The sequence below is a fragment of the Cnuella takakiae genome, assembly GCF_001953305.1.
Classification (GTDB): Bacteria; Bacteroidota; Bacteroidia; order Chitinophagales; family Chitinophagaceae; genus Flavisolibacter; species Flavisolibacter takakiae.
Genome location: NZ_MTFE01000010.1, coordinates 4,241,687 through 4,254,640 on the forward strand (window position 1 = coordinate 4,241,687; position 12,954 = coordinate 4,254,640).

Annotated in this window: 7 protein-coding genes; all 7 read right to left on the reverse strand. The window is 50.2% G+C overall.

Features of this window, described 5'->3' with window-relative positions; all coding sequences use genetic code 11:
* Positions 1–309 precede the first annotated feature (309 nt).
* Positions 310–1,128, reverse strand: coding sequence for an IS3 family transposase (locus BUE76_RS18170; protein WP_143157307.1), 819 nt, complete (start codon positions 1,126–1,128; stop codon positions 310–312).
* A complete protein-coding gene (locus BUE76_RS25355; RefSeq protein WP_073043468.1) occupies positions 1,125–1,532 on the reverse strand; it encodes a transposase in 408 nt (135 codons plus the stop codon). The genes BUE76_RS18170 and BUE76_RS25355 overlap by 4 nt, the downstream gene beginning before the upstream one ends.
* Positions 1,533–1,633: 101 nt before the next feature.
* Entirely contained in the window at positions 1,634–3,064 is a 1,431-nt protein-coding gene (locus BUE76_RS18180) for a SusD/RagB family nutrient-binding outer membrane lipoprotein (protein WP_073043470.1), read from the reverse strand.
* Between the two features lie 14 nt (positions 3,065–3,078).
* Positions 3,079–6,294, reverse strand: coding sequence for a SusC/RagA family TonB-linked outer membrane protein (locus tag BUE76_RS18185; RefSeq protein WP_073043472.1), 3,216 nt, complete (start codon positions 6,292–6,294; stop codon positions 3,079–3,081).
* A gap of 499 nt (positions 6,295–6,793) precedes the next feature.
* Entirely contained in the window at positions 6,794–7,774 is a 981-nt protein-coding gene (locus BUE76_RS18190) for a DUF1735 domain-containing protein (RefSeq protein WP_073043474.1), read from the reverse strand.
* A gap of 26 nt (positions 7,775–7,800) precedes the next feature.
* A complete protein-coding gene (locus tag BUE76_RS18195) occupies positions 7,801–9,285 on the reverse strand; it encodes a SusD/RagB family nutrient-binding outer membrane lipoprotein (protein ID WP_073043476.1) in 1,485 nt (494 codons plus the stop codon).
* Positions 9,286–9,309: 24 nt separating this feature from the next.
* A complete protein-coding gene (locus tag BUE76_RS18200; RefSeq protein WP_083596523.1) occupies positions 9,310–12,546 on the reverse strand; it encodes a SusC/RagA family TonB-linked outer membrane protein in 3,237 nt (1,078 codons plus the stop codon).
* Between the last annotated feature and the right edge of the window lie 408 nt (positions 12,547–12,954).

The window sequence follows — 12,954 nt, forward strand, 5'->3', positions numbered from 1 at the left end:
CGCATCAATACAAGTATTCATACAAATAACTTCTTATTTCACCACTTTTTTGGGAATGAGTTGATTATCAATCAAATTTTCTTTCAGCTTGGCCATTACTTATAGCCATAAACACAATAATTACTACATATATATTTTAATATAATAAAATTTTTTTGCTTCATATTAGCGTTTAAACATTGTATGGGCAAATTTCTGCACACTCCTCCCCTAACCATAGCTGCCATTTTCGCAGCATTGCAGGATTTTCTCTTCAGAATGAATAGTCCTAAAATAAGTTGACAGTTTTTAGAAGAAGTCCCGGTTGCCTCAGGTGGCCGGGATTTTTGTTTTATGCACCTGATCCGGTGTTTTCATTTTCAGGGCCAAGTGTGGACGTTTGCTGTTGTATAAAGCTATGGATTCTGAGAGCAGGTGGCGCAACTGCTCCTTGCTATTCAGGGTTCGGTCCATACCAAACTCCTCCTTGATGGTGCGGTTCATGCGCTCAGCCAGTGCGTTTTCATATGGATCACCGTTTTGAGTCATGGACAGCAAGACATTGTTTGTACTACTCATAGCCACATACTCCTTGCAACAGTACTGTACCCCCCTGTCGGAGTGGTGGATGGTTGGCTTTTGCGGGTTCCTGCGCTGCGCAAGGGCCATCTGCAAAGCTTTGATCATGGAATTGGTTTCCATGTTCTCAGCAACTGCATAGCCTACAATACGGCGCGAAAAAGCATCGGTAACCATGTTCAGATACATCGTGCCTTCTTTTGTTCTCAGGTAAGTAATGTCGCTAACCCAGACTTCATCAGGACCCTGCACCGCTTTGTCCTTCACGAGGTTGGGCCACTTGTGCAGCCAGTGTTTGCTATTGGTGGTTTGTACATACCTGCGCCGGGGTTTGATCAGCAGCCCGTAGTGCCGCAGGAGCGAAAACAAACCATCTCTGCCCATCTTCAACCCTGTACACTGCAACTCCTTTGCAATAAGATGGTGCAGCTTACGGGTGCCCACTTTAGGCAGTACCTTACGCTGCTGGTCCACCAGGGCTTTTACCCTTTGCTGCCTGTGCCGCTGTGCGGCCTCGCGTTTGGGTAGTTTGTAGGCGTACTGGCGGCTGTAACCCAGCGTAGCTGCTATTGTTCCGACTGGCTGCCTGCTTGCCCCTGGCCTGCGGAAGCTGCTTGTGACAGGGGCAAGTACTTTTTTCTGATCTCGGTTTGCAGCATGCCATCAGCAATGTCAATGGCACGGTTGAAGATATCCTTTTCCGCTTCCAGACGCCTGATCTTTGCCTCCAGTTGCTGAATCTGTGTTTTAGGCGGTGCTTTCTTCTTCATGGGTGCTTTGCTCCTCCAGTCCAAAGATCCGTGTTTACGTAACCACACCAAAACAGTGCTTCTGCCCTGGATGCCGTACTTGACCTGCGACTGCTTCCAGGTGAGCTGCCCTTTTTCGACTTCATCTACTACCTGCAACTTGAAGGCTAAACTATAATCCTTCTGAGTCCGCCTGCGATAATCCTTAACACCAGTGTTACTCATATAAGTCAACTTTTGTGTCAACTTATTTTAGGACGAGGCAGAATAGTGCATAAAAAAAGGGCCTCTTTGCAGAGGCCCTTTTTTTATGCTGTATCAACTGTTTAAAACTTATCCCAGAACAGCTTTGTTTCCACCACATCGCCACCAATTTTGGAAGAGGCAGCTGTATAGTTGGTACCGTTCAGCTGTTGCTCGTTGGCAGGATAGGTAAGGCGGTTGGGAAAACCCGATTTAGCCAGCGTGGGTGCAGGCAGTGCCGGGTAATCGTAGCGGCGTACTGCTGTCCAGGCATCATAAGGACGGTTGTACAGCGCAATCCAGGATTGTAGCCCGATTTTCTGCTTGAAGGTGCCGGGAGCAGTAGCATAAGCCACTGCAGGCTGGGCCAGGTAAGCAGTAGCCTGTGCATCGGTACCACCCCAATACAGGATGGAAGCACGAACGGCATTGTTGTAATGATCGGCAGCAGTACCAGCCACATTGAATCCACGTTCTTTTGCTTCGGCACGCAACAGCTCCAGTTCATCGTAGCTCAGCAACAGCGCTGGCAAGGCGGGATCTTCCAGCTTGGTGCCAGGCTTTGCAAACAGAGAATAAGTGTTGGTAGAGCCAGCTTCACCACCCACATACACACCGGCATCATTAGCCTTGAAGTACTGCGCTGTGCGGGGATCGTTCAATCCGTTAAGCGTATTGACAAAAGTGGCAGCGGCCACAAAGTCCTGGCGCTTGCTCTGGATCAGATCGGCCCAGATGGGGTTGTTGTTGGGCGTAGTAGCAAAGTACTTGATCACGGCATTATCCGCAGCGGAGCTAAATGAACCCGCATCGGCTGCCTCAACAATAGCCTTGCTCTTGGCAGCATCAGCATCGGCCAGGATGATACCCAGCTTAAACTTCAGGGTATTGGCAAACTTTACCCATTTGGCCACACTGCCGCCGTACAGGATATCGGCATTGGCCGTAAAACCTGCTGAAACAGGATTAAGGGCTGCAATGTCCGCATCGATACGGGTGAGCAGGTCGTTATAGATGGTTGCCGCATCATCGTACTTGGGAAACAGCTTGTTGTAATCGAGCGCCTCGGAATAAGGCACGTCACCAAAACTATTCACCAGCACGCTATAAGTATACACCTCCATCAGGTCGGCAATGGCGATCTGGTTTTTCTTTACGTCCTCCGCAATGGTGTTATCTGTTGGAATGAGCCGCTTCGACTCTTCCAGATTGGCCAGCACATCGCGGTACAAACGGGTCCAAAAGGTTTGGGGAATGTTGCGGGTGGTAAAATCATAACGGGGCTCATCCGTATACGTGGTGGTAGTCCAGTGCTGAACGGTGAGGCGCAGCACGTTTACGTTTACGCTGGGGCTTGCCAGGGCATCGCTCAGGTTGCGCACACCGTTGGAAAACAAGGTGCTTGCGGGCACTTTGGCGGCAGCCTTGGTTTGCTCGTTGAGCGTTTCAATATCCTTGGTGCAGCTGGTAAGGGCCAACAGTGCCAGGGATGGTATAATCAGAAACTTCTTCATGTTCAATTTCCAGTTTAGAATCTAAGTTTAAGGTTAACACCCATACTGCGGGTAGTAGGGTAAGCACCACTCTGGTAGCCCTGGGCATTGCCCGAGCTCAGGTTTTCTTCGGGATCGGCAAAAGGCAGGTTCTTGTGGATGATCCACAGGTTGCGGCCAACTACCGAAAGGTCGATCCCCTTGAATGCACGCAGTTTGCTTACAATGGACTGGGGCAGCGAGTAGCTGAGGTTCAGTTCGCGCAGCTTTACATAGCTGGCATCGTACACAAAAGCGGCTGCGGGGTTGTAGGCATAGCCATAAGTACCGTAAATATTCTCTACACGGATCGTGTTGGGTTTACCATCGGCAGTAACACCGGGCATGATCACACCGCCGCCATTGGCAATGGTATTGCGCGAAGGATTGCCTTTATCGTTGAGGGCAACGGTTTCGGGCGACACACCGGTAGCCAGGCCGTAGTAACGGTCGAGCGAGAACACATCGCCACCCTGCCTGATGTCAACCAGGAAGTTGAGGCTAATGCTTTTGTACTTCAGGGTATTGGCGACACCACCAATCCAGTCAGGGTTCATATTACCGATCACGTTGTTGGTAGTGGTAGAAATGGCATAGCGGCCATCGGCATTTACCAGTTTCTCACCGTTCTGCATTACCCATGTTTTACCCTGGATGGTGCCATAAGGCTGGCCCACGGTAGCGTTAACTGAAACACCACCCTGGTAAGAGGCGATCTGCAGGTTCTTAGAACCTTCGTACAGCGACAACACCTCGTTGCGGTTGCGGGTCCAGTTTACGTTTACATCCCACGAGAAGTCGCGGGTACGTACCGGGGTTGCATACAGCGATACCTCAAAACCTTTGTTCTGGATGGTACCGGCGTTTACAAACTTGCTGCTGTAACCGGTAGCAGTAGAAACGGCTACGGGGAAGATCTGGTCGTAGCTATTGGTGTGGTAGTAGCTCACGTCAAAACCCAGGCGGTTCTTCAGGAAAGCCATTTCCAGGCCCAGCTCCTTGGAGCGGGTACGCTCAGGACGCAGGTCGGGGTTGTTCTTGGTGGTAGGCAGCGAGAACAGGTTGGCTGTTCCAAAAGGAGTAGGCTTGCTGTAAATATCGCTGGTAGCACCAAAAGGCGCACTGTTACCCACTTCGGCGTAGTTGGCGCGGATCTTACCACTGCTCAGCCAGCCATACTGGGGCAGGAACTTGGAGAACAGGAAGCTGGTAGAAACCGAAGGATAGCCAAAAGCATTATTGCTCTTGGGCAGCGTAGAGCTGCGGTCCAGGCGGTAAGTACCGTCCAGTGTCAGAAACTCCTTGTAAGTAAGGGTAGCACCGGTGAAGTAACCGTCAACCGCTACCTTCTGGGCAGTTTCGGTAGGTGCGTTGATGGGGTTTACCGAGTTGGAGATGGCGTACAAACCGGGAACCACCAGGCCACCGTTGGTTTCCGCATAAATAGCGTTGATGGTGGTGCGGCGCAGGTTGGTACCCACAAGGGCACGCAGGTTCAGGTCGTTGGACAGATCCTTGGTAACCGAAGCGATCAGGTCGTAGTTCAGCTCGCGGAAGGTGCGGTTGAAACGTGAGTAGGCAGAAACACGGTTGCTGCCCACTGCAATACGCTCTTCCTGCAGTTCGTCGTAGGAGTCGAGTGAAATACGGCCCAGGATGTTCAGCCAGGATGTGGGATTGTATACCAGCGACGCATTGCCGAAATACCGGTTGCGGCTGTCGTTCTGGTAATTTTGGTAGCGGGTCCAGTAAGGGTTGTCGGTGTAAATAGGATACAGGCCCGACTCCTTGCTGGGATCAGCCCAGTTCCAGGTCATGTTCTGGCCGCTACGGAAATAAGCTTCCTTCAGTTCCTGCATGTCTACGTTTACAGGCCACCACTGGCGGAAGCCCTGGTTTACGTTGCCACCGCTGTAACCCGTACCATAACGGCCCAGGCCAGTGATGCCGGAGAAATTGATGCTCGCATTGGCGGTCAGCTTCTCGGTGATCTTGTGGGTAGCACCAAAGTTCACCAGGTTCTTGATCAGTTTTGAGTTGGGCAGAATGCCACGCTCATCGCTGCGGGTATAACCTAGTTTAAAGGTGCTCTGTTCGTTGCCTCCATCCAGCATAATGCTGTTGTTGGTAGAAACAGCAGTTTCAAAAAATGAAACCGGCGTATTGGCAGCAGCCACCCAGGGGCGGGCAGTTTTATAATAAGGCGAAGTGCGGTCAAACGCATCCCAATGGTAAACCATCAGGCTGGGGTCGAACTTCTGGCCATAAGAGGCATCCTCAGTTGTAGGCGTTACCAGGTCTTTTACACCATCACCATTCACGTCGAAATACATAAACCCGTTATTGGGCGCAGGGGCACCATAGCTGGAAGAGTAGCCCATACCATACTGGTTCTGGTACTTCACATAAGTGCTCTTGTCAATTTTACCAACGGTTACACCCGAGTTAACGGTAACACCCAGGCCTTTGCGCCCTCTTTTGGTGGTAATTACCACCACACCATTGGCGGCACGGCTACCATACAGGGCCGAAGCGGCAGCGCCCTTCAGCACAGTGATAGAAGCAACATCATCGGGGTTGATATCAGCGGCGGCATTACCATAGTCGTAACCACCCCTACCCGTTTGCTGGTTGGCGCTGTTGGTATTGGAGTTGTCCACCGGCACACCATCCACCACAAAAAGGGCCTGATTACTGTAAGAAAGCGATTTGTTACCCCGGATTACCAGGTTGGTAGAAGCACCCAAAGCATTACCTGTTTGTACCTGCACACCCGAGAGTTTGCCCGACAGGGCGCCCACCAGGTTGTTGGTACGGCTTTGGGTAACGGCATCGCCGCTGATGGTTTGTGCGGCATAGGGCAGGGTATTTTTTTTACGTTGAATACCCAGGGCCGTAGTTACGGTAACCTCGCTGAGGCTACCCTGGCCACTTAAAGAAACTGCAACTGAGGATTGATTTCCGGCAGCAACTTCATAATTCTGAAAACCGGCGGCACTTACCACCAGTACGGAATTGGGTTCTGCCTGAATACTGAAATTACCATTCTGATCGGCGGAAACGCCTTTGCGGGCGCCTTTTAAAGAAACCGAAGCATAAGGAACGGGATTGCCCTGAGCATCGGTTACACGGCCGGTAATGGTCCGGGCCTGACCAAATGCCAATGCACTGGTAAGCATCAGCACTGGCAGCAGTGACGCGACTTTTCTCATGTAAACTTTTGTGTTTTAAAAATGTAAGGCGCTACCCGGCAGTAAGCACCATTGATTATTAATCTATAAGTAGAAATACTGCCGAACTTAAGCTCCGCTAATATATGGCTTTCGTATTATTTAAATAATAAATAGATAATATAAATCATACACAATAAAGTACTATTCATTCCTGTAAATGGATCGAAAACCATTGCGTATCAGCCAAAACGATGCAAGTCAAATCTTATTTTGGCCTTTACCTTATAACTTAAAAAAATATACTACAAAGATTTACCGGTTTCAGCCCCCTGCACAATGACCAGTTGATCCCACTTGCATACCTGACAAAACATAAATAGTATCACCAACCTGGAATGTTCGGGTACTGCCTGAGCAATTTTCAATGAGCAAGGATCACATTCAAAACGAGCAGCTGCCATAAAAAAAGGCTGTCGCAAGGACAGCCTTTAAAAGTACAATCAAGAAGTTGGGTAATCAACAAGATACCTTGCCGGTATTACCGGTCCTTTACAAAACGCCAGGTTTCGTTAAAGCTTGCCCTGATGTTTGGCGGTGCAGGTACAGCACTAGGCTGCAACATGAAGTATTTGATATTGATGGTCTTGGAGCTGGCATCATACTGGTTTGCACCGGTAGGATCCAGTTGTGCAGAACGGGTATTAGATGCGGGCTGTCCGTAATAATTGGTAACGCTTACGATCTTATCCGTTACCGGGTCAAAATTCACCAGAAGGCCGAAATTGCCGTAATAAGAAAAGGAACCAGAACCAGCTGCGGTTTCAAACAAAAACCCGGGAAAACCAAGATTTACATTATCCACTACCATACACTGGTTAGGGCCTGTTGTTTGCAGTTCCCATTCATAAGGGTATGCGGCAACAAAGGCACCGTTGGTTGCATCCACATAACTTCCGGTTACCTCGTAAATACCATCATACTTGTTTTTAACCGCCAGGAACACCATCACATCGCGCTTGCCTTCGGTAATGTTCAGGCCGGCAGAATCTGCAATGGTAAAGGCCATGGCATAAGAATGCGACAGGTCCCATTTAGCGCCGTTCAGCTTAATGGAAAACTCCTTGGCCGCCTGGCCTGCAGCCAGGTCAAACTTATACTCAGTGGCCGACACCTTTGTTGCGGGGTCTACCAGGGTGTACAAAGAGTCGGGCAGCACTTCGAAATGGGTGCCGTTTTCAGCATTGTAATCTTCAATGGCTGTAGGATTCATGGTAACCTTAACCGAAGAAGCGGTATTTAGGCTTGCACTGTTAGCCGCATCTTTTCTCAGGCTGAAAAGGTCCACTGTACGCACATCGGTAAATGGCGAAAAGAACAGTTTCTTTTCGGGCGACTCCAGGATCTTCACGAAGGAGTCACCTTCCGTGGTCAGGTCATCCACATCATCCTTGATACAGGAGGTCAGCGCCAGGGAAGCCGCCAACAGGATGGAAAAAGTATTTAAGAGTTTGTATTTCATGTTATCTGTTTTTTACGAATGGTCAATTATGGGCGGTCCCACCATACACGGGCATCCTGAACATCACCACCCTGGAACCGGCCGGCAGCTTCCGTGGTAGCGGCATTGTTGGTGCCATACTCCGATTGGCCATAAGTATAGCGGCGGGGAATCTGCTTGGTAGCATTGGTGGCATCGGGTGCGGGGGTGAGCACGGGAAAACCCGTTTTACGCCAAACACTCCAACCTTGGATGCCATCGGGGTAAAAAGCGATATAACGCTGGGTAGCGATCTTCTGCAGGTTGGCACCTGTACCGGGAGTGGCACTAACTGCTACAGCAGCCTGGGCGAGGTAAGCATTGCTGGGTGCAGGCAAACCCCACTGGGCAAAAGACTGCTCGATACCGAGGCGGTAAACAGCAGCCAGGTTATCGGCAGTCCAGCCATAATCGGCAGCTTCGGCGCGTGCCAGAGAAATATGGGCAGCACCCAGTATTACCTGTGCACTGTTCTCCAGGCGGAAATCGCCACGCAGGATACGTGCCCAGCCGGCATTGCCATTAGTGAAAGCCTCTGTACGGGCACGTGTGAGGCCATAGGGCACACCCAGGTTAGAGCTTTGCAAATAGTCGGGGCTGGTGGGGTCTTCGCTTCTGCCACCAAATGCCTGCTGGCGGGGATCGGAAAGGTTGGAAGCCAGGTCGGTCATGGTCTTGCTTTCAGCATAGTCCCTACGACCATTGTACAGGTCATACCAGGGATTGCGGAAATTACCACCGGGGTAACGGAGCACCATGTTCTCGCTGTTTTCATCAATATAACCAGCGGGGTCGTTGAGGGCAGCCTTGAACTGGGTGGCGGCATAGTCATTGGCGCCACGGAATACCTTCGACATGCGCAGTGCTACCAGCATCCGGATAGAGTTGGCAGCCTTTTTCCAGGCAGCCACATTGCCATTGTAAATAATATCACCGGTAATGGGTGAGGCATTATCCATTTTCGCAACTGCGTCGGTAAGGGTGGTCAGAATGCCGCGGTAAACCTCCTCCTGGGTGTCAAACTTAGGCGTGGTATTACCCTGAAGCGCTTGTGAGTAAGGAATATCCCCCCAACGATCGGTGATGGTCCAGAAGGAATACTGCAACAGGATGCGGGCTACCTGCGTTTGGTTATTGCTGGAGTTGGTATTGATAATAGTTTGCAGGTCAATCAAACCGGCACCATTATAACCAGTAGCATCGGCGTTGCCACCAGCAAACTCGCCACTAAATGCCAATTGAGGTGTTGCATACAAGGAAGCGTCAGTGTATTGGGTTTCAGAAAAGTATTGAGCATACAATCCTGAGCGGGGATTAGCAGCCAGGTCACCAATATAATTAGCTTCCACGTTGGTGAGCAGGGCACCTACCGAGGGGGTTGATGCACCATTCGGATTCTGGTTGGTATCACCAAAATCGTCGATTTTATCGCAACCTGTTGCCGCAAAAACCAAGGGCATCAGGAGCATGGGAACATATTTTCTAAGCTTCATTATAATTCTTTTTGAATTAGGTAATTAGAATCCTACACGCAGGTTGAAACCCAAACCACGGGTACCAGGCAACTGACCAGTCTCACCACTTAGGTTGCTGATTTCAGAAGGGTCGAAATCCGGGGTTTTGGCGTAGATCAACAGCGGGTTGCGGGCAACTACCGAGAAAGTAGCACGGTTTGCAAAGCTTGCCCACTTACCGATTTTGTTCAGCGGGATATTGTACCCAATCGAAAGTTCACGCAGTTTGATAAATGTGAGGTCGTACACATAATCATCAAATGCAAGCTTGTTGTATAGGCCATGGAAATAATCTTGTGCCTCTACATAATATTCAACAGGTTTGCCATCAGCATCTACACCGGCAACACGCACCCCACCGCCATCGGCAACGGCATCCCTGATGGGATTACCCTTGGGGTTGGTCGTAGCGGTACGGGCAGTAAGGCCTGAGTAAGATCCCCACATATTAGACAGGGAGAAGAATTTACCACCAAACTGGTAGTCAATATTGGCCTGAACGTTAAAGTCTTTGAAGATGTTGAAATTGTTCTGGATACCACCGGTGTACTTAGGCAGAACACTACCGAAGTAAGTATTAGGATCGTTCACATACAAACCATCTTCGTCAAGTACAGGCTGGCCGTTGATGCGTTTGATGCCATTACCAAACAACTGACCCCACTCGCGGCCTTCGGCATGCACCATGTAAGGACCTGTGGTTCCCCAAGCAGCATCCACACCGGTTGTACGTTCTACACCAGGTGCCAGGCGAACCACCTTGTTCTGGATCAACCAGCCCAGGGTACCACTGAATTCCCAGCGAACATTCTCGCTCCACACAGGACGCACATTCAGTTGGATATCCAAACCTTTCTTAGCCAACTCGCCGGTGTTGATCAACTTGGAAGTAAAACCGCTGGCACCGTTGATGGGCACGGAACGGGGAATATCCCTTTCGGTACCATCCCAGTATGTAGCGGCAATACCGAGGCGGCTTTTAAGGAAGCGGAGTTCCAGGCCCACTTCACGCTGGGTTTTCACGGCACCACGGATGGCGCTGTCTACCAGTTCGTTGGGAGCACCCATCATAAAGTTGCCGTTCCACTGGAACTGGTTTACACCATATATAAATCCAGGATAGCGATACGCACCAAAGGTAGTAGAACTGGTACCGAGGGCCTGTGGAATCTCACCCCAGGAAGCACGCAGTTTACCATAGCTCAGCCAGGGCTGCTTTACAATATCGCTGAACACAAAGGATGCACCGAACGACTTGGACAGTACATCGTTATCAGCTGTAGGCAGGGTTGAAAACCAGTCGTTGCGGATGGTAAAATCGGCAAACAAGAAATTGCGATAGCCTACATCACCACGGGTAAGAATTGCGCGGTATTTTTCTTCCAGGCGGTTGTTCACCGAACTGGCCGGGTTTTTAGAGTTGGACAGGGTAAATACGTTGGGCAGGTTGAGGCCCTGGTTGGTATTACCACCTGTTTCTTTCGACAACCAGCGGAAGAAGTCGGTACCTGCGTTCAGGTTTACATTGAAGTCACCGAATTTCTGGGTATAGGTAGCCAGCACTTCTACGTTCTCGCGGTTGCTGTTGCTCTGACGGGTAGAGTAGTAACCAAATGCACGGGGCTCGTTACCGGTAGTCTGGGTAGCGCTTTCTGCCAGTTCCGAACGGAACTTTTCTTCAAACCACAAGTTGTTCTGCTGTTTGCGATAAGTACCACGAACGCTGAAATTGTCGTTTAGGCGGTAGGTAAGCGATACATCCCCAAAAAGACGGTCGCGGTTGGTAACACTCTTGGCCAGGTCAAACCAGGTGAAGAAGTTGTACCAGTAGTTACCGGCATAAAATCCACGTGGGTTGTTGGGATCGTAAGTCTCCGGATCTGAGTGGTTCCAGCTGGCATAAAGGCCCTGGGGCGTGCGGTAATCCTTCAGTTCCTTCATTACATTCATATCAATGTTGCGGTGAAACCACTGGTTGAATGAACCCGAAGACTGGTTGGAATAGGCATCCGAAATCTCACCATTAATAATCTGGTTGATATAGTTGATGTTGGCACCAACAGTAAAGTGCTCATTCAGGTTTACCGAACCATTGATATTAAAGGTATTGCGCTTCAGGCTGGAAGTAGGCAGCAAACCCCTTATATCCACATTACCATACGAGAAGCGAATATTCATGTTCTCGGTGGCCTTATTGAAGCTGATGGTATTGTTGAGCGTCAAACCGGTTTGGAAAAAATCGCGGGAGTTGTCGGGCTGGGGCAACAGGCGCTCGGTAGTAAAGGAGCGTTTGTGGCCGGGATACCAGCTGTACCAGGGAACGTACTCCTGTCCTACCATTCGGGGACCCCAGGAGGCATCATCCGAATAGTTGTGGTAGTATTTTCCATCCAGCGCTTTCCACTCTTCTGGATGGCCTTCACGCCAGGTATACTTCTTCAGGTCGGCGGAGCTACCACCGGCATAAGAGTTCTGATAGTTGGGCAGCACGTATACTTTATCCCACTGTGCACCAATGTTCAGGTCAACACCAATACCACGGCTGCGGGTGCCTTTTTTGAGGCTGATGACAATGGCACCATTAGCACCCTGCGGACCGAATTGAGCGGCAGCGGCGGGGCCCTGCAGCACAGTAACATCGGCTATATCATCCAGGTTAATGTCCTGGATATTGGGCAGGATGGTACCATCTACTACATAGATCAGGTTTTCATCACCACCCAAACCAGAGGCGCCACGGAGGCGGATGGTGCCTTCGCGGCCAAGTGCTGCTGCCGACTGGCTGCGCACCTGCAAGCCCGAAACCTTACCGGCAAGAGCGTTGTTGAGGTTGGTTTGGCGAATGGTGTTCATCTGGTCGCCGGTAACCACCTGGGCATTGTAGGAAGTACTACGGGCGGTACGGCGGGTGTTGTAGGCACCGGTAACCACCACTTCCTGCAGTTGGTTTTCGGCACGGCGCAGCACTAAGTTGAGGGCATCGCCGCTGAGGGACACCCCGCTTTGTGCAGTAAAGCCGTTTGCAGAAACCGACACGGTGTTGTTTCCGGTAACATTGAGGCGGAAATTACCATTGATATCAGCGGTGGTACCATTACGGGTGCCGCTTTCGGTAATACTTGCAAAAGGAACGGGATTCCCGTTTTCGTCACGAACAGTTCCCGTAACTGTACGGGCCTGTCCAAATGCCAACGTGCACAATAGCAAGAGCACGGGCATCAAGGATGCGACTTTTCTCATGTGGACTCCTGGTTTTATAGTTAAAGCGTTAAAGCAAAATCAGCACAACGTCCTTGAGGGCTGCAGCACTGTTTATTGTTGCGCCGGGTGGCCGCAACATTGTGTTCAAGAATAAAAGGCAATTTTAAAGGGCGGATTGCTGCATGGCCCGTAACTCCTACTACCACCTCCGGAGGTAGCAAGACATAATACAGGCAGGTTCATGCGTTCGTTAAGTGGGAAAAAAGGAATGGCGGCAATGCAATCGAGGTGCGCTTCAATGTCATACGGATGTTTCGGGTAGGCTTTTAGTTTCATGTAAACTACTTCTTTTGTAGTCCCTAGCCCTGTTTAAAACCACCAATTCGTAGAGGTGAATTCAAACCTGACCCATGGGTTAAAGGTCACCAAATATATTTTTTTCTTAAG